Source organism: Usitatibacter rugosus, from assembly GCF_013003965.1.
In the GTDB taxonomy this organism is placed as follows: Bacteria; Pseudomonadota; Gammaproteobacteria; order Burkholderiales; family Usitatibacteraceae; genus Usitatibacter; species Usitatibacter rugosus.
Window position 1 is genome coordinate 1,670,705 of record NZ_CP053069.1, and the last position, 16,377, is coordinate 1,687,081.

Annotated in this window: 19 protein-coding genes; 13 read left to right on the plus strand and 6 right to left on the minus strand. The window is 67.5% G+C overall.

What is annotated here, in order from left to right:
• Positions 1-26 precede the first annotated feature (26 nt).
• From ribD to ugpQ, 9 genes are read left to right on the plus strand one after another with little or no spacing between them, the layout of a single operon-like run.
• On the plus strand, positions 27-1,127 hold the full coding sequence (ribD, locus tag DSM104443_RS08215; RefSeq protein ID WP_171091166.1) for a bifunctional diaminohydroxyphosphoribosylaminopyrimidine deaminase/5-amino-6-(5-phosphoribosylamino)uracil reductase RibD: 1,101 nt from the start codon (positions 27-29) through the stop codon (positions 1,125-1,127).
• A complete protein-coding gene (locus DSM104443_RS08220) occupies positions 1,127-1,729 on the plus strand; it encodes a riboflavin synthase (RefSeq protein WP_171091168.1) in 603 nt (200 codons plus the stop codon). Before ribD ends, DSM104443_RS08220 begins: the two co-directional genes overlap by 1 nt.
• A gap of 38 nt (positions 1,730-1,767) precedes the next feature.
• Complete coding sequence (locus DSM104443_RS08225) at positions 1,768-2,565, plus strand: hypothetical protein (RefSeq protein ID WP_171091170.1); 798 nt, start codon at positions 1,768-1,770, stop codon at positions 2,563-2,565.
• Positions 2,566-2,601: 36 nt separating this feature from the next.
• Complete coding sequence (gene ribBA / locus DSM104443_RS08230) at positions 2,602-3,714, plus strand: bifunctional 3,4-dihydroxy-2-butanone-4-phosphate synthase/GTP cyclohydrolase II (protein WP_171091172.1); 1,113 nt, start codon at positions 2,602-2,604, stop codon at positions 3,712-3,714.
• A gap of 9 nt (positions 3,715-3,723) precedes the next feature.
• Positions 3,724-4,194 (plus strand): 6,7-dimethyl-8-ribityllumazine synthase, encoded by a 471-nt coding sequence (gene ribH / locus DSM104443_RS08235; protein WP_171091174.1) that lies wholly within the window; start codon positions 3,724-3,726, stop codon positions 4,192-4,194.
• On the plus strand, positions 4,191-4,631 hold the full coding sequence (gene nusB / locus DSM104443_RS08240; RefSeq protein ID WP_171091176.1) for a transcription antitermination factor NusB: 441 nt from the start codon (positions 4,191-4,193) through the stop codon (positions 4,629-4,631). The genes ribH and nusB overlap by 4 nt, the downstream gene beginning before the upstream one ends.
• Complete coding sequence (thiL, locus tag DSM104443_RS08245; protein ID WP_171091178.1) at positions 4,628-5,611, plus strand: thiamine-phosphate kinase; 984 nt, start codon at positions 4,628-4,630, stop codon at positions 5,609-5,611. Before nusB ends, thiL begins: the two co-directional genes overlap by 4 nt.
• Entirely contained in the window at positions 5,577-6,089 is a 513-nt protein-coding gene (locus tag DSM104443_RS08250; protein WP_171091181.1) for a phosphatidylglycerophosphatase A family protein, read from the plus strand. The genes thiL and DSM104443_RS08250 overlap by 35 nt, the downstream gene beginning before the upstream one ends.
• Positions 6,086-6,847, plus strand: coding sequence for a glycerophosphodiester phosphodiesterase (ugpQ, locus tag DSM104443_RS08255; protein ID WP_171091182.1), 762 nt, complete (start codon positions 6,086-6,088; stop codon positions 6,845-6,847). The genes DSM104443_RS08250 and ugpQ overlap by 4 nt, the downstream gene beginning before the upstream one ends.
• Here ugpQ and DSM104443_RS08260 read toward each other — a convergent pair.
• Positions 6,844-7,479 (minus strand): hypothetical protein, encoded by a 636-nt coding sequence (locus tag DSM104443_RS08260; RefSeq protein WP_171088671.1) that lies wholly within the window; start codon positions 7,477-7,479, stop codon positions 6,844-6,846. The two genes, ugpQ and DSM104443_RS08260, sit on opposite strands and share 4 nt — an antisense overlap.
• A 234-nt stretch (positions 7,480-7,713) precedes the next feature.
• Here DSM104443_RS08260 and DSM104443_RS08265 point away from each other — a divergent pair, with 234 nt between their 5' ends.
• Positions 7,714-8,535 carry a ParA family protein gene (locus DSM104443_RS08265; RefSeq protein WP_171091183.1) on the plus strand — a complete coding sequence of 274 codons (822 nt, stop codon included), beginning with the start codon at positions 7,714-7,716 and terminating at the stop codon, positions 8,533-8,535.
• 3 nt (positions 8,536-8,538) lie between these two features.
• On the opposite strand, the gene DSM104443_RS08270 is transcribed toward DSM104443_RS08265, so the two are convergent.
• From DSM104443_RS08270 to DSM104443_RS08280, 3 genes are all read right to left on the minus strand, one after another.
• Positions 8,539-8,790, minus strand: coding sequence for a hypothetical protein (locus DSM104443_RS08270; protein ID WP_171088672.1), 252 nt, complete (start codon positions 8,788-8,790; stop codon positions 8,539-8,541).
• A gap of 122 nt (positions 8,791-8,912) precedes the next feature.
• Positions 8,913-10,340: a dihydrolipoyl dehydrogenase gene (locus tag DSM104443_RS08275; protein WP_246232684.1), complete on the minus strand. Its 1,428-nt coding sequence runs from the start codon at positions 10,338-10,340 to the stop codon at positions 8,913-8,915.
• A gap of 21 nt (positions 10,341-10,361) precedes the next feature.
• A complete protein-coding gene (locus DSM104443_RS08280; protein ID WP_171091185.1) occupies positions 10,362-11,111 on the minus strand; it encodes a glutathione peroxidase in 750 nt (249 codons plus the stop codon).
• A gap of 152 nt (positions 11,112-11,263) precedes the next feature.
• Here DSM104443_RS08280 and DSM104443_RS08285 point away from each other — a divergent pair, with 152 nt between their 5' ends.
• Positions 11,264-12,184 (plus strand): hydrogen peroxide-inducible genes activator, encoded by a 921-nt coding sequence (locus DSM104443_RS08285; protein WP_171091186.1) that lies wholly within the window; start codon positions 11,264-11,266, stop codon positions 12,182-12,184.
• On the opposite strand, the gene DSM104443_RS08290 is transcribed toward DSM104443_RS08285, so the two are convergent.
• Complete coding sequence (locus DSM104443_RS08290; RefSeq protein ID WP_171091188.1) at positions 12,185-12,826, minus strand: TetR/AcrR family transcriptional regulator; 642 nt, start codon at positions 12,824-12,826, stop codon at positions 12,185-12,187.
• 129 nt (positions 12,827-12,955) lie between these two features.
• Here DSM104443_RS08290 and DSM104443_RS08295 point away from each other — a divergent pair, with 129 nt between their 5' ends.
• Positions 12,956-14,788, plus strand: a complete 1,833-nt coding sequence (locus DSM104443_RS08295) for a tetratricopeptide repeat protein (protein WP_171091189.1) — start codon at positions 12,956-12,958, stop codon at positions 14,786-14,788.
• 10 nt (positions 14,789-14,798) lie between these two features.
• Positions 14,799-15,647 (plus strand): DMT family transporter, encoded by an 849-nt coding sequence (locus tag DSM104443_RS08300; RefSeq protein WP_212757041.1) that lies wholly within the window; start codon positions 14,799-14,801, stop codon positions 15,645-15,647.
• Positions 15,648-15,750: 103 nt separating this feature from the next.
• On the opposite strand, the gene DSM104443_RS08305 is transcribed toward DSM104443_RS08300, so the two are convergent.
• A complete protein-coding gene (locus tag DSM104443_RS08305) occupies positions 15,751-16,332 on the minus strand; it encodes a DUF3501 family protein (protein ID WP_171091191.1) in 582 nt (193 codons plus the stop codon).
• Positions 16,333-16,377 lie beyond the last annotated feature (45 nt).

The window sequence follows — 16,377 nt, forward strand, 5'->3', positions numbered from 1 at the left end:
ATCCCCGAGTCGTCGGGGATCCACCGATGATGTTCTCCGCCGAAGACCACGTCTTCATGTCGCGCGCCATCGCCCTCACGGCAAAGGGTCGCGACACATCCACGCCCAATCCCAACGTCGGCTGCGTCCTCGTGAAGGGCGGCCGCATCATCGGCGAGGGCTGGCACGCGAAGGCGGGCGAGCCGCACGCCGAGGCGAATGCGCTGGCGGCCGCGAGCGAATCCCCGGAAGGCGCCACCGCCTACGTGACGCTCGAGCCCTGCAGCCACGTGGGCCGCACGCCGCCTTGTGCCGATGCGCTGGTGAAGGCCGGGGTCGCGCGCGTGCTCGCCGCGCTCGAGGATCCGAACCCGAAGGTGAAGGGGCAGGGCGGGGCCCGGCTTCGGGATGCGGGCATCGGCTACGAGACGGGATTGATGGAAGCGCAGGCGCGAGACGCGCATCGCGGCTACCTCACGCGCATGACGAAGGGCCGGCCGTGGATGCGCATCAAGGCCGCGGCTTCGCTCGACGGGCGTATCGCGCTCGCCAACGGCGAATCGAAATGGATCACGGGCGAAGCCGCGCGCCGCGACGTGCATGCGTTGCGGGCTCGATCCTGCGCAATGCTGACCGGCATCGGCACCGTGCTGCGTGACGATCCGGAGCTCACCGTGCGCGACGTTCCCAGCTCGCGCCAGCCTCGGCGCATCCTCATCGACAGCCGCCTCGACATCGGCCTCGAGGCCCGCCTGCTGCGTGGCGAGCCGCCGATCATCTTCACGGTGAGCGAGGACAAGGCGAAGCGAGCGCTCCTCGAAGGACTCGGTGCCGAGGTCGTCACCGCGCCGACCGATCCCGCCAAGCCCGGCAAGACCGACCTCGCGGCGATCGCGCGAGCACTGGGCGAGCGGGGCTTCAACGAGGTGACGATCGAGACGGGCGCCAAGCTGAATGGCTCGCTGCTGGCCGCGGGCGTCATCGACGAGATCGTCCTCTACCTCGCCCCCAGGTTCTTCGGCGACACGGCACAGAGCCTCTTCGCCTTGCCCGAGTTCACCTCGCTCGAGCAGGCGCTGCGCCCACGTCTCGTCGATGTTCGGCAGGTGGGCGAGGACCTTCGACTGACACTCCGGATGGAGGGCTGATGTTCACCGGCATCGTGACGGCGGTCGGGCGCATCTCGAAAGCGGAGCCGCAGGGCGACGGGATGCGGCTGCGCATCGACGCCAAGGCGCTCGGCATGGACGACGTGGGACTCGGCGACTCGATCGCGATCCAGGGCGTGTGCCACACCGTGGTCGCGATGGACGCGAACGGGTTTGACGTGGATACCTCCCGCGCAACCCTCTTGGTCACGACCGGCCTCGAGGCCGGCCGCGACGTGAACCTGGAGAAATCGCTGCGCCTGTCCGATCGCCTCGGCGGTCACCTGATGCAAGGTCACGTGGACGGCGTCGGCACGGTCACGGCATTCGAGGACGTCGGCGGAAGCTGGCGCCTGGAGGTCGAGGCGCCCGCGGCGCTGGGCCGCTACATCGCGAAGAAGGGCTCGATCGCGATCGACGGAGTAAGTCTTACTGTGAATTCGGTAGAAGGTTCGCGCTTCGAAGTGAACATCATTCCGCACACGCGCGCCGTGACCACTTTCCGGAACCTCGCGCGCGGCTCGCGAGTCAACGTGGAGGTCGACATGGTCGCGCGATACCTCGAGCGGCTGTCCCTTCCGGGAAGCGGCGAGCGGGCCTGACCGTCACGCCGGACGTCCCGGCGCACACGGAGGTCCGCATGAAGAAGCTCCTGCAGTCGGTGGCGTTCGTCGCCGCCATCCTTTCCACGGCCGCGCAGGCCACCTCGTTCGCCACCGACACCAGCGACGCCTGGTACAACCCGAACGAATCGGGCTGGGGCCTGACCATCGCGCAGCAGAACGACACGCTGTTCGCCGTGCTCTATCTCTACGGGCCGGGCAACCAGGCGACGTGGTTCGTGGCCCCGAGCATGCCGTTCTCCGGCGTCACCGCGTCGGGGACCACGTACACGGGCACGCTCTACCAGACGACCGGGACGCCGTACACCACGCTGCAGTTCGATCCGGCATCGGTCACCAGGCGCGCGGTGGGCACGGCCACGTTCACGCTCACCAACCTCACGACCGGGACGATCGCGTATTCGATCGACAATGTCGCCGTGGTGAAGCCCGTGACGCGGCTCACGTGGCTCTCGAACATCATGACGGGCAACTTCCTCGGCGGGCGGGTCGGCACGTACAGCGGCTGTCCGGCCGGGGGCGATTCCGGCTACCGCGAGGAGCCGGGTACCTGGGCCATCCAGCACGACGCCAACGGCGTGCAGATGACGTTCGCCGGCGCCGCGGCAAGCTGCACGTACGCGGGCCCCTATGCCCAGGGCGGGCATTTCGGATTCGTGACGGGCAATTTCACCTGCACCAACGGCACGTCGGGCAACTTCCAGGCCTTCGAGGTGAACGCGCAGGTCACCGCACTTTCCGCACGCCTCACCAGTACGGCGGGCAACGGTTGCGCCTATGACGGACGAATCGCGGGCGCAAGACGCACTCCGTAGGGTGGAGGGCGTGGGAATCGGGCAAAATAGCGGTCTATGGCCATCGCATCCACGCCCGAAATCATCGAAGAGCTCCGGCTCGGCCGCATGGTCGTGCTGGTGGACGAGGAAGACCGTGAAAACGAGGGGGATATCGTCCTCGCCGCGGACTTCGTCACGCCCGAGGCGATCAACTTCATGGCCACGCACGCGCGCGGCTTGATCTGCCTTACCCTCACCGAGGAGCGCTGCCGGCAGTTGAACCTCTCGCTGATGGTGAACGACAACCGCACCCGCTACGGCACGGCGTTCACCGCGTCGATCGAGGCGGCTACCGGCGTGACGACCGGCATCTCCGCCGCCGATCGTGCTCGCACCGTCCGCGTCGCCACCGCGAAGCATGTGAGCCCGTCGGACATCGTCCAGCCCGGCCACATCTTCCCGATCATGGCGCAGAAGGGCGGCGTGCTCGTGCGTGCCGGCCACACCGAAGCCGGCTGCGACCTGCCCGAGATGGCCGGCCTCACGCCCGCCTCGGTGATCTGCGAGGTGATGAAGGCCGATGGCGAGATGGCCCGACTGCCCGACCTCATCGAGTTCGCGCGCGAGCACGGCCTGAAGCTCGGCACCATCACCGACCTGATCCGCCACCGCCTCGAGACCGAGAAGCTGGTCGAGCGCGTGTCGGAGAAGGCCATCAACACGCCTTACGGCCCGTTCCGCCTCGTCGTGTACCACGACACCGCGGCCGACGAGATGCACTACGCCCTGGTGCGTGGCCAGCCCGCTCCCGACCGTCCAGTGCTGGTCCGCGTGCACGAGCCGTTCGTCTCGCTCGACGCGTTCGATTTCGATTCCACGCGCCACGCCTATTCGGTGCAGGACGCCATGCGCATCGTCGCCCACCAGAAGGAGGGCGTGATCGTGCTTCTGCGCCGCCCCGAGGACACGGCCGAGACGCTGGATCGCCTCACCGGCTCGTCGCGCGCGCAACCGCGCAAGTGGGACCCGCGCCTGCACGGCATCGGAGCCCAGATCCTGAAGGACCTCGGCGTGGGCCGCATGCGCGTGCTCGCGCGGCCGAAGAAGATCCCGAGCATGGCGGGCTTCGGGCTCGAGGTCGTCGAGTACGTCGCACCGGGAGACGCAAGCCTCTCGAAGGTCGGGTAGGAGCCAGCCATGACCGTCGTCACGCCGGAACTCAAAGGCGCGGGCCTCCGCGTGGGCATCGCGTGGAGCCGCTTCAACGAGGAGATCGTGCGCGAGCTCCTCACCGCCTGCGACCGCCAGCTGGTCGAGCTGGGTGTCGCCGCGGAGGACATCGACGTGGTCTCGGTGCCGGGCGCCCTCGAGCTGCCGCTGGCACTCCAGGCCCTCGCACTCGAGCGCCGCGGCTTCGCGCATCGCTATGACGCGCTCGTCGCACTGGGTGCCGTGGTGCGCGGCGAGACCTATCATTTCGAGGTGGTCGCCAACGAAAGCGCGCGCGGCATCGTCGAGGTGCAGCTCGAGACCGGCATCCCCATCGCCAACGCCGTGCTCACCACGAACGACGAGGCGCAGGCGAAGGAGCGCGCCGCCGTGAAGGGCGCCGAGGCGGCGAGGGTGGCCGTCGAGATGGCGAACCTCATGCGGGCGATCGGTCCATGAAGATCCCGCCGCGCCGCCGCGCCCGCGAAGTGGCCCTGCAGGGCCTCTACCAATGGCAGGTCAATCCGGCGAGCCTCTCCGTGCTGCTGGAGAACCTCTCCGAGCTCGAGCACTACGGTAGCGCCGACAACGACTTCCTGCGTACGCTCCTGGGCGGCGTGCTGAAAGAGCACGTGTCCCTCGAGGCGAGGGTGAAGCCCTTCGTCGACCGCAAGTGGTCGGAGGTGACGCCGGTGGAGAAGGCGATCCTGCTGATCGGCGCCTTCGAGCTCGTGCACATGCCCGAAGTGCCGTACCGGGTCACGATCAACGAGGGGATCGAGCTCGCGAAACGATTCGGCGGCACCGATGGTCACAAGTACGTGAACGGCATCCTCGACAAGCTCGCCGCCGAGGTCCGCCCCGACGAGATCAAGGCCCGGACGAAGACCGCATGACGACCCAGACCGAAAAGCTCACCTCCGAGTTCGACCTCATCGCGCGCCACTTCACGCGGCCGGCGGCCAACGCCGTGCTGGGCGTGGGCGACGATGCCGCGCTCATCGACGTCTCCAACGGCATGGACCTCGCCGTCTCGACCGACACGATGGTCTCGGGCACGCACTTCTTCCCCGACGTGGATCCCGAGAACCTCGGCCACAAGTCGCTCGCGGTGAACCTCTCGGACATGGCCGCCATGGGCGCCATGCCGTACTGGGCCACGCTGGCGCTCACGCTGCCTTCGGTGGACCACGACTGGCTCGCGGCATTCGCGAAGGGCTTCTTCGACCTCGCCGAGGAATTCAACGTCTCGCTGATCGGCGGCGATACGACGCGGGGTCCGCTCGCGATGACGGTCACGATCATGGGCGAGGTGCCCGCGGGCGCGGCGCTGCGCCGCGGCGGTGCCAAGGCCGGCCACGACATCTGGGTCTCGGGCTCCGTGGGCGATGCGGCGCTCGCCGTCGCCCACCGGCACGGCAAGGTGGTGCTCGCCGAGGCGGACTATCGCGAGGCCGTGATGCGCCTCTACGAACCCACGCCGCGCGTGGCCCTGGGCCAGGCGCTGCGCGGCCTCGCCACCAGTGCCATCGACATCTCCGACGGCCTGCTCGCCGACATCCACCACATCTGCCGCCTCTCGAACGTGGGCGCGAAGGTGGAGCTGCCATTGATCCCGGTCTCGGCGATCGGCCGCAAGCACATCGGGCTGAAGGAAGGCCTCACCGCCATCGTGGCGGGAGGCGACGACTACGAGCTCTGCTTCACCGCGGCGTCCAACTCGCGCGAGTCGATCGCCGAGCTCGCCGAGATCCTCGGCGTGCCCCTCACGCGCATCGGCACGGTCTCCCGCGGCAAGGGTGTCAGCCTCGTCGACGCCGGCGGCAAGGCCGTGGCCCTCGATGGCTACGGCTTCGACCATTTCGCGGCGTCCTGACGCGCGGTTCCTGCTCGCGCATCCGGCGCACTTCATCGCGCTGGGGTTCGGCGCGGGCCTGGCACCGAAAGCACCGGGCACCTTCGGCACCGTTGTCGGCCTGCTGCTGTGCTGGGCGCTGCAGCCCTTCCTCCCTCCGCTCGCCATCGCGCTCCTCGCGATCCCGCTCTTCCTCGTCGGCATCTGGGCGTGCGGCGTCACGGGCCGCGCGCTCGGCGTGATGGATTCGGGCTCGATCGTGTGGGACGAAGTCGTGGCGTTCCTGCCGCTCGCCGCGTTCGCCGCCACGATCGGCCCGCAGGTCTTCGCCTTCGTGCTCTTCCGGCTCTTCGATATCTGGAAGCCGTTCCCGATCCGCCAGCTCGAGAAACGAATCCCGGGCGGCCTGGGCGTGATGGCCGACGATGTGCTCGCGGCTCTCTACGCCTTCATCTGTTTCTACCTCACGTACGCGAGCCTGGCTCGCCTGCCCGCATGAACAAACCCTGGCCTTATCCGAAGCTGGTCGCCCACCGCGGCGGCGGCACGCTCGCTCCCGAGAACACGATCGCGGCCTTCAAGCTCGGACAGGAGCTGGGTTATCTCGCCGCCGAGTTCGACGTGAAGCTCTCGCGCGACGGCGTGGCGATGCTGCTGCACGACTCGACGCTCGAGCGCACCACCAGCGGCAAGGGCGATGCCGCGAAGTTGGACTGGCGCGATCTCGCCGCGCTCGACGCGGGGGCCTGGCACTCGGCGCCCTTCAAGGACGAGCGCATCCCGCGCTTCGACGAGGTCGCCCGCCTGCTGCAGTCGAAGAAGACCATCGCCCACGTCGAGATCAAGCCCAGCCCGGGACGCGAGAAGGAAACGGGGCTGCACGTGGCCGCGCTCGCCGCCGAGTTGTGGAAGGGCGCTCCGGTGGCACCCCTGCTCTCGTCGTTCTCCTTCGAGGCGCTCTCGTCCGCGCAGGTGATGGCGCCGGAGCTGCCGCGCGGCTGGCTCACCAAGCAGATCGGCGAGCTCGACTGGACGCGACTCGAGGCGCTCGATGCGACCTCGGTGCACACGAACCACGAGTACCTGGAGCGCGCGCTCATCGACCGCCTGCACGAGCTCGGCATCCGGGTGATGGCCTATACGGTGAACGACGTGGCGCGCGCGAAGGATCTCTTCGCGATGGGCGTGGACGGGATGTTCACGGACAACCTGCGCGAGTTCGCGCAGGCCTTCCCGGACGCGGTGCGCCCGGGCTAGCCGCCGATCAGCTTCTTCGCGGCCTTGTGGAAGGCCTTGGCCTTCGCGCGGCCGGCCGTCGACTCGATCGGCCCCACGACCAGGTCCACCCAGCGGGCGAGGTCGTCGCGGTTGCGGCAGTTGCCGAGCGCGACGCCGGCCTTGCCCGTCTCCATGCCCAGCGCCTCGACAAGCAAGTCCTGCAGCTTGAACTTCACGGGCGAGTTGTATTCGACCGCTTCGGGCGGCACGGCGGGCCTGGGCGCCGCGGGCTTGTGAGCAGCGGGGGCCGGGGCGTGGTGCTCGGGTTTGGGGGCCACGGGTTCGGGCCTCGGCGCCGGAGCCGGAGCGGGTGCGGCAGGGCGGGGCGCGTGCTGCACCGGTGCGGGCTCCGGAATGGGAGCGGTGAGCGGCGCGGTGGTGACGGCCTCGTCGGAGGTGACGTCGGTGATGAAGCCTTCCTTCTCCAGCTCCTCGACATGACCCACGAAGGCCTCGGCCATCTCGCCGGCTTCCTCGATCAGCTCGTCCATGGTGCGGATGCCGTCGATGCGGATCAGGGCCTGGCGTAGCCGGGACCCCAGCTTGTGGGCGCGGGTCTCGATTTCCTGGATGCCCTTGGCGGACTTGGCGTAGATGGTTTCGGGAGTCATTCGGAATACCGGTGGCAGGTCGCGCGGATTATTTCACACGCCACCTCTTCCAACAAACGCACGTCCTGGTTACGGAATTGCGTCAGGGAGTTCAGGCAGCTTTCTAAAGCCTATTCTTTGGAAAACTTGCCAAGTGACTGATTGGGCGCATAGACTGGAATCAGAGGACTCCGAAAGTCCCGATCCATCAGGGAGTTAACTCAAACCGGCGCTTGAACTAAGGGGAGCCTTGCCGTGGCTCGTATCGCCGTTTTCAACCACAAGGGTGGCGTGGGAAAGACCACGACGACCCTGAATCTCGCCGCCGCGCTCGCGCGCGAAGGCTACGACCCGCTCGCCATCGATCTCGATGCGCAGGCCCACCTCACTGCGATCGCTTGTCCCGGCACCGTCGGGGCGGACGACAGCGTGTACGGATACTTCAAGGGATCGCGGCCGCTCGCCGACCTCGTGCGCAACGCGCACGGCGGCTGGGAGATCATTCCCGCGCATCTCGAGCTCTCGAAAGTGGACACGCAGTTCGGCAAGGGGCCGAACGTGCTCAACAAGCTTCGGCATGGCCTGGATCGCGAGCGCCTGAACGGCGACCGCCCCGTGGTGATCGACTGCTGCCCGATGCTGGGCGTGCTGTCGCTCTCCGCGCTGTTCGCCGCCGATCGCGTGCTGATCCCCGTGTCCGCGGACTACCTCGCCGTGAAGGGTGCGATTCAAGTCGAGAAGACGCTGAACGCGCTGCAGCGCGTGCTCGGCCACCGCATGGAGCGCCGCTACGTGATCACGCGCTTCGACGGTCGCCGCAAGATGTCCTGGGACATCCTCGCGACGTTCAAGGAGAAGCTGGGCGCGGATCTTTGCGAGTCGCGCATCTCGGAGACGGTGTCGATCGCCGAGAGCCCGTACAAGAACGAGGACGTCTTCACGCACGATAATTCTTCTCGCGGCGCGGCCGACTATCGCGCGCTCTACGAGGAGCTGGGCCAGGCCGGGTTCTTCGGCCACCGTCCCGCGGCACCGGCACCTGTTGCCGTGCCGCAGTTCATCGCCGCCGTCGCCTAGCGCCTAGGTGCCCGGGCTGCCCTTCGTGGGGTCCGGCGCGGCATCCGTCTCGCTCGTGATGAGCGAGATCACGCCCTCCAGCTGGCTCGCGTCGTCCGGCACCGGGTCGGCGAGCAGCTTCTCCTCGAGGATCTGGCAGTGGTGGTAGACCTGCCGGAGCTTCCGCTCGGCTTCGTCGCGGTCCCGCCCCTGGATCACCAGGTTGTCGACGGTTCCCCCGGCGCGGGTCTGGATCTTGAAACCGAACTTCTTCATGTTGGCGGGACCCTCTTGGTTGAAACAATAACGGGGCCAGACCACTTCATTCGTTGTGCGGCGAGAATACACCGTTCGAATGAAGGAGGCCGGCTCCGCTATCGGTAACCGGGTCGCGCGCTTCAGGCGGCGATCTTGCGGGCTTCTCGCAGCTTGGCGTCCAGGTCGCGCAGCGCCGTGCGCAGGCCTTCCTCGACCACCGGGTGGTAGAAGGGCATGTCGAGCATCTGCGCCACGGTCATGCGCGCCTGCAGCGCCCACGCGAGCAGGTGGCCGATGTGCTCGGCGTCCGGGCCCACCATCTCGGCACCGAGGAAGCGGCCGTCGGCGGAATCGCCGTAGACGCAGAGGTGGCCGTGGTTGCGCAACATCACGCGCGAACGACCTTGGTCCTCGAACGAGACTTCGCCCGAAACGAACGTGCCCTTGGCGAGCGCCGCCATGCCGCCGCCCACGATCGCGATCTGCGGATCGGAGAAAACCACGCCGAGCGGAGCGCGGCGCAGGCCCGGCGAGACGGCCGGGAAGCGCATCGCGTTCTCGCCGGCGATGCGGCCTTCGTCGGCCGCTTCGTGCAAGAGCGGCATGTCGTTCGCCGCGTCGCCCGCGATGAAGATCGGCGTGTCGCCGACCTGGAGCGTCTTGCGGTCGTACGCGGGCACGCCGAAGAGGCCCGGCTCGAGATGCGCATTGGCGATCGCGAGCTTGTCGATGTTGGGCGTGCGGCCGGTCGCGGCGAGCACGTACTCGAAACGCTCGATCACGGTCTTGCCGTCGCAGTTCACGTACTCCACTTCGACTTCGTCGCCCTTGCGCTCCACGCGCGCGACGTGCGCATCGGGATCGAGGCAGAAGTCACGCGAGAAGGCCTTGACGGCCGCGGCCTTCACCACCGGATCCGAGATCGGACCGACGCGGCCGCCGCGCCCCAGCACCACGACGCGAACGCCGAGGCGCGCGAGCGACTGGCCCAGCTCGAGCCCGATCACGCCGGGGCCGAAGACCGCGACGGATTTGGGCAGGTCGTCCCACATGAAGACGTCGTCGTTGATGACGAGCCGGTCGCCGAGGTTGGCGAGGATCGGCGGGACATTCGGACGCGAGCCCGTGGCGATCACGATCGAGCGCGCGGAAATTCTCGGCCCGTTCACGACCTGGAGGGTGTTGCGGTCCACGAACTCGGCGAAGCCGCGGATGCGGTCCGCCTCGGGGATCTTGTCCACGCCCGCGATGACGAAGCCCACGAAGCGGTCGCGCTCGGCCTTCACGCGCGCCATCACCTGGCGCCCGTCGATGCGCTTCACGCCATCCACGTGCACGCCGAAACCCGGAGCGCGGTCGATCGCGTGCGACGCCTCGGCCGCGGCGATCAGCAGCTTGGACGGCATGCAACCCACGCGGGCGCAGGTCGTTCCGTACGGGCCGCCCTCGATCACGACGGCCTTGCCGCCCCGCGCCTTGACGGCGCGATAGGCGGCAAGCCCGGCGGTGCCGGCTCCGATGACAGCCACATCCACCTTGAGGGTGTCGATCACTTTGAGCGTGTCCATGTCCCCTTGAGTCGGCCGTGCTCAGGCCGCCTTACGCTTGTCCTTCGAGAAGTACGCTTCGACTTCGTCCGCGCCGCCGATCAGCTTGCCACCGATGAAGACCTGCGGGGCCGTGCCCTTGCCGGAGACCGCGCGGATCGTCGAGAACGTGACGCCCTTGCCCATCGCGACTTCCTCGTAGGCGACGTTGTTCGCCTCCAGCACTTCCTTCGCGCGGGCGCAGTGCGGGCAGCCCGGCTTGGCGAAGATCACCACCGGCTCCGGCGCGGCCGTCGTCGGCGAGAGGTACTTCAGCATCGTGTCGGCGTCGGAGACCTCGAACGGATCGCCTTCCTTCTCGGGCTCGACGAACTGCTTCACGATCGTGCCGTCCTTCACGAGCATCGAGTAGCGCCACGAGCGCTTGCCGAAGCCGAGGTCGGACTTGTCGACCAGCATGCCCATCTTCTCGCTGAACTCTCCGTTGCCGTCGGCGATGAAGGTGATCTCGGGCGCGTTCTGGTCCTTCTGCCACTCGGCCATCACGAACGGGTCGTTCACCGACAGGCAGACGATCTCGTCCACGCCCAGCTTGGAGAAGGTGGCGGCGAGCTCGTTGTAGCGCGGCAGGTGCGTGGACGAACAGGTGGGCGTGTACGCGCCGGGGAGGGCGAACACGACCACGTTGCGGCCGTTGAAAATCTCGTCCGTGGTGACGCTGCCCCACTGGCCGTCGTTGCGGGTGCGGAACGTGACCTGGGGGATCTTCTGGCCTTCGCGAGTCTTCAGCATGGGATGTCTCCGGTTCGATTGTTCAATTAGGACAGCCCCGAGTTTGAAGAGTTCTGATTGATTCTTCCAATTGATTGTGGTTATACTTTCGATAGCCAGCCCCTATCGAGCCGTTTCATTTCGCTCGCGCTCTCGAGAATCCGCTCGCCGCCATGACCCTCACCGAACTGAAATACGTCGTCGCCCTCGCGCAGGAGCGCCACTTCGGCCGCGCCGCGCAGAAGTGCTTCGTGACGCAGCCCACGCTCTCGCTCGCCCTCGCCAAGCTCGAGGATGAGCTGGGGATGAAGCTCTTCGAGCGCAACAAGAACGAGGTGCGCGCCACGCCGCGCGGCCAGGCGGTGGTGGAGCAGGCGCGCCGGGTACTGGACGAGGTCGGCAAGATCACGCATCTCGCCCGCGGGGCGCAGGACCAGTTGGCCGGGGCGCTTCGCATCGGTGTCATCCCGACCATCGGTCCCTACCTGCTCCCCGAGCTCATCCCCATCCTGCGCAAGACCGCTCCCGCCATGCCGCTGGTGATCGAGGAGAACCTCACCGGCAACCTGGCCCCCATGCTTCGCGAGGGCGACCTGGACGTGGTGATCATCGCTCTGCCTTTTTCCATGCCGGGCGTGAAGACCGATTTCCTCTACGAGGAGCCGTTCTCCATCGTCGTGCCGCAGGACCACCCCTGGGCCAACCGCAAGACGGTGAAGCCCGCGGAGCTGAACGACGAGAACCTGCTGGTGCTGAACAGCGGACACTGCTTCCGAGACCAGGTGCTGGAAGCCTGCCCGGGCCAGTCGAACACGGCGCTTCCCGACGGCCGCGCCGGCAGCTCGCTGGAGACCATCCGCAACATGGTGGCTTCGGGGTTGGGTGTCAGTGTCTTGCCGGCCACGGCACTCGTGCCGCGCTACGCGTCGAAGCTGCTTCGCATCGTGCCGTTCTCGTCGCCGGCACCGTCGCGCAAGATCGCGCTCGCATGGCGCACCAGTTTCGACCGGCCGCTGGCCGTCGAGACGATCTCCGCGGCCATCCGCGCGGTGAAGCTTCCGGCCATCCGCATGGCCCGACCCGTCGCCGCCTGATCAGCGCGGTTCGAACAGCAGCTCGAAGTAATTGCGCAGCTCGCGCGTCTGCCTGGCGAGCAGCCGGCGGTCGTCCAGGGTCTTGGTCATGACGTACGCGCCCTCGGTGAGCGAATAGAAGAGGTCGGCCAGGGTGTCGAGATCCACCTCGCGCCGCGCCTTGTACTTCACGAGCACGAGCTCGAGCCTGTGGCGCATGACGCGCCGCCATTCCCGCACCGAGCCGCGCAGCACGTCGATCGTCTCCGGCCCGAAGAGCTTCTTCTCGTAGATGTAAGAAGCGAAGAGGCAGCCCGACGAAGGATCACCCTGCGTCTCGAAGACTTCCTCGTAGAGGGCCAGGAGCGTGAGGAGCTGCTGCAGCGGATCGCTGGCGATCCGTTCGGCCCGAACGACCATCTGCTCGAGCATCTTGCGGTCCCACTCGGCGAAGCGCTCGATGACGGCGTGGGCGAGGGCGGCCTTGCTGGCGAAATGGTGGAAGAACGCTCCCTTGGTGATGCCCGCCCGGCCCACCACGGCGTCGACGGTCGTGGCGCTGAATCCGGCTTCGAGGATCAGGGCCTGGGCGGCGTCGAGGATCCGGTCCCGGGTCTTCTCGGGGTCCCGGGGGGTGCGGGGTGCATCCGGCTGGGCATTCATACGTACCGTAAGGTATGTTGTATACGGACAATTAGCAAGAAGTGCTGAATTTTCAGTAGTAACAGGGCTTTCCAACATACCAACTGGTTGGTATAGTTCGGTCCAGACGCAACCCCGAAGGACATTTCCATGGCTTCCCAAGACCAAAACGACGTTCCCCACCCTTCCCTGCGTCGCGTGGCGCTGGCCCTGGCCGCGGCCGGGGTGATCGCATCCGCGACCCTTTATGCGAGCCGCGTCACGGCCGGAGACCGCGATCCGGTCGCCTACGATCCGCTCTTCGCCGAGCCCGGTGTCGCCTGCGAGCCCGGCACCTCCGGCCGCCCGGGCCTGCTGCAGAAGCTGATGCTCGCGAAGACCGAGACGCAGCCGTTCAAGCCGCAACCCATGAAGGCCGCCGGCGGCGACGTGCCGCTGTACGACAACCTCGGCACGCTCACCTTCAAGGTGGGCACGACCCACAAGAAAGCGCAGGCCTATTTCGACCAGGGCTTGCGTTGGGCGTTTGCGTTCAACCATGCGGAGGCGCAGCGCGCCTTCCAGGCCGCTCAGCGCGAAGACCCGAAGCTCGCGATGGCGTACTGGGGCGAGGCCTTCGTGCTCGGGCCCAACATCAACGCGCCGATGATGCCGGAGGCGATCGCGCCGGCGATGGCCGCACTGGCGAAGGCCGTCGAGCTCTCGGCCGGTGCGCCCGCGAAGGACCGTGCGCTGATCGAGGCCCTGAAGGTTCGCTACACGGCCGATGCCAAGGCGGATCGCGCTCCGCTCGAGACCGCGTTCGCCGATGCGATGAAGGCCGTCGCGGCGAAGTACCCCGCGGACGACACCGTCCTCACGCTCTATGCGGAGTCCGTGATGGACACGCAGCCCTGGGACTACTGGGATGCCGCGGGCGCCAAGCCGAAGGGCCGCGCGGGCGAGATCGTCGGCACGCTGGAAAAGGTGCTCGCGCGCAATCCCAGCCACCCCGGCGCAATCCACCTTTATATCCACGCCGTCGAAGCGTCGACGAAGCCCGAGAAGGCGCTGCCGCACGCGCGCCGCCTGGCTTCGCTCATGCCGGGCGCGGGGCACATCGTGCACATGCCCGCGCACATCTACTTCCGCGTGGGGCTCTACAAGGAATCGCTCGAGGCCAATCGCCGCGCGATCGCGGCGGACGAACGCTACTTCAAGAGCTCTCCGTCGGACCCGATGTACAAGTCGGCGTACTACCCGCACAACATCCATTTCGTGCTGGTCTCCGCGCTGATGGGCGGCGACGGACGCACGGCGCTGGATGCCGCGGGCAAGCTCGACGCCTCGCTGCCCGACGAGGTGATCAAGGCCTTCGCGGTGCTGGAGCCGGTGAAGGCGGCTCCGTTCCTCGCGCACGCCATGTTCAGCGACGCGGACACGATCCTCGCGCTGAAGGCGCCGCCCGCGGAACAGGTGCTCGTGCGCTCGATGAGCCACTACACGCGCGCGATCGCGTTCGCGCAGAAGAAGGACTTCCCGAACGCCCGCAAGGAGATCGACGCCCTGGCCGCGATCGAGCAGAAGGCGGAGTTCAAGCCGTACGCGGACTGGAACGTGCCCGGCAAGGAGATCGTGCAGACCGCGCGCCTCGTCGCCACCGGGCGGTTGGCCGACGCGCAGGGCGATCTCTCGGCCGCCGCGAAAGCGTACGAGGAGGCGATCGTCGTGGAGGACTCGCTCGCCTATACCGAGCCCGCCTATTGGTACTACCCCATCCGCCAGTCGCTGGGCTCGGTGTACCTGCGGCAGGGCAGGCTCGAGGCGGCCGAGAAGGCGCTGCGCGATTCGCTCGGCCGCGTGCGCAACAACGGCTGGGCGCTCGCGGGGCTGGCCGAGGTCTACAAGCGCAAGGGCGATGCGGCGGCGGAGAAGTCCGCACGCCAGGCGTACGCGCGCACCTGGCTGGGCGGGGCTGCCATGCCGGACATCGCGCGCCTGTGAGCGACACGGCGTGAGCGACGCGGTCGATCCCCGTCGAGCGAGCGCCGCGCTGCTGGCCCTGGGAGCGATCGGGCTCTGGGGCACGCTGGCGGCGATCTCGACGCGGGTGACCGCCGTTCCGCCCTTCCTGCTGACGGGCCTGGCGCTCCTGATGGGCTCGCTCGTCGGCTTCAAGGCGTTTCGCCACAAGCCGCCGCCGGCCGCCGCGCTCGCACTCGGCGTGTACGGCCTCTTCGGCTTCCACTTCTTCCTGTTCCTGGCGCTCCGGCTCGCTCCGCCCGTGGAAGCGAACCTCGTGAATTACCTCTGGCCGCTGCTGATCGTCGTGCTCGCACCGGTGATCGTGCCGGGCATCGCGTGGAGCACGCGGCACGGGATCGCCGCACTGGTGGGATTCAGCGGCGCCGCGCTGCTGATCGCTTCGAGCGCGGGATCGCTGGGGCAGGGGGCGTGGCTGGGCTATGCGTTCGCGCTCGCCTCGGCGGTGATCTGGTCCACGTACTCGCTCGCGACCCGGCGCTTCTCGCATTTCCCCACGGGGTACGTGGCGTGGTTCTGCGCGCTGTCGGGCGTGCTCGCGCTCGCGTGCCACGCGATCTTCGAGCCGTCCTATGTCCCGAAAGCCCCGGAGTGGCCGTTCATCGCCGCGCTCGGATTCGGACCGATGGGCCTCGCGTTTTTCCTGTGGGACCGGGCGTTGAAGCGCGGTGACCCGCGCGCGCTCGGCAACCTCGCCTACCTCACGCCGCTGCTCTCCACGTTGCTGCTGGTGCTCTTCGGCGGCGGCGCGCTGACACCGCTCTCCATCGTGGCGATGGTCCTCATCCTCGGCGGCGCCATCCTCGGCAGCCGAAAATGAATGGGGTCAGACTCCATTTAGCCTGCAGATCAAAGAATGAATGGGGTCAGACTCCATTTAGCCTGCCGTTCCAAGAATGAATGGAGTCTGACCCCATTCATTTCTAGGTGAGGTCTTTCACCAGGGCCGCGCGGGTTTCGGCGGGCAGGGGATCGAGGGACACGGTGTAGGCGTCGTGGTCGACGCCCATGGCGAGCGCCACACCGTACTTGAGCGATTCGGCCATCTCCTTCGTGAGCTCGAAGCGCACGAAGTGCACGGACGACGTCTTCGTCTCGTTCTCGCGGTCGAGGTCTTCGTCGGCGATCGCGTAGACCTTGCTGCTGCCTTCGACCTGCACCCAGGTGCGGTCCTCGATGCCCTTCATCTTGGCGAGCGCGGCGGCGCGTTCATTCACGTCTTCGTACTCGATCAGCATCGTGGCCTTGAAGTTGCGCCCGTCGGGGATCAGCGGGTTGTAGGCATCGAGCTCGTCCTGGATGCCTTCCTCCTCGAAGATCTTCTCGATGCGCAGCATCTCCTGCACCTGGTAGCGGATCGTGAGCTCGTCCTCGAAGAGGAGCGTCACGTGGTCGCCCAGGTGGACGGTGCGGGATTTCTTGTGGGCGATGACCTTGGCGCGGAAGTCCTTTCGCGATTTCGCGTAGGCCTCCAGGGTCATCAGGCTTTCTCTGGCGATCTTCATGTTCAAAACCCTAAGGCGAAAAGCGTTGTCCGCGGATAAACACGG

Coding starts and splice junctions, on each gene's coding strand:
- ribD (WP_171091166.1), top strand. CDS start 27: ATGATGTTCTCCGCCGAAGACCACGTCTTCATGTCGCGCGCCATCGCC.
- DSM104443_RS08220 (WP_171091168.1), top strand. CDS start 1,127: ATGTTCACCGGCATCGTGACGGCGGTCGGGCGCATCTCGAAAGCGGAG.
- DSM104443_RS08225 (WP_171091170.1), top strand. CDS start 1,768: ATGAAGAAGCTCCTGCAGTCGGTGGCGTTCGTCGCCGCCATCCTTTCC.
- ribBA (WP_171091172.1), top strand. CDS start 2,602: ATGGCCATCGCATCCACGCCCGAAATCATCGAAGAGCTCCGGCTCGGC.
- ribH (WP_171091174.1), top strand. CDS start 3,724: ATGACCGTCGTCACGCCGGAACTCAAAGGCGCGGGCCTCCGCGTGGGC.
- nusB (WP_171091176.1), top strand. CDS start 4,191: ATGAAGATCCCGCCGCGCCGCCGCGCCCGCGAAGTGGCCCTGCAGGGC.
- thiL (WP_171091178.1), top strand. CDS start 4,628: ATGACGACCCAGACCGAAAAGCTCACCTCCGAGTTCGACCTCATCGCG.
- DSM104443_RS08250 (WP_171091181.1), top strand. CDS start 5,577: ATGGCTACGGCTTCGACCATTTCGCGGCGTCCTGACGCGCGGTTCCTG.
- ugpQ (WP_171091182.1), top strand. CDS start 6,086: ATGAACAAACCCTGGCCTTATCCGAAGCTGGTCGCCCACCGCGGCGGC.
- DSM104443_RS08260 (WP_171088671.1), bottom strand. CDS start 7,479: ATGACTCCCGAAACCATCTACGCCAAGTCCGCCAAGGGCATCCAGGAA.
- DSM104443_RS08270 (WP_171088672.1), bottom strand. CDS start 8,790: ATGAAGAAGTTCGGTTTCAAGATCCAGACCCGCGCCGGGGGAACCGTC.
- DSM104443_RS08275 (WP_246232684.1), bottom strand. CDS start 10,340: ATGGACACGCTCAAAGTGATCGACACCCTCAAGGTGGATGTGGCTGTC.
- DSM104443_RS08280 (WP_171091185.1), bottom strand. CDS start 11,111: ATGCTGAAGACTCGCGAAGGCCAGAAGATCCCCCAGGTCACGTTCCGC.
- DSM104443_RS08285 (WP_171091186.1), top strand. CDS start 11,264: ATGACCCTCACCGAACTGAAATACGTCGTCGCCCTCGCGCAGGAGCGC.
- DSM104443_RS08290 (WP_171091188.1), bottom strand. CDS start 12,826: ATGAATGCCCAGCCGGATGCACCCCGCACCCCCCGGGACCCCGAGAAG.
- DSM104443_RS08295 (WP_171091189.1), top strand. CDS start 12,956: ATGGCTTCCCAAGACCAAAACGACGTTCCCCACCCTTCCCTGCGTCGC.
- DSM104443_RS08305 (WP_171091191.1), bottom strand. CDS start 16,332: ATGAAGATCGCCAGAGAAAGCCTGATGACCCTGGAGGCCTACGCGAAA.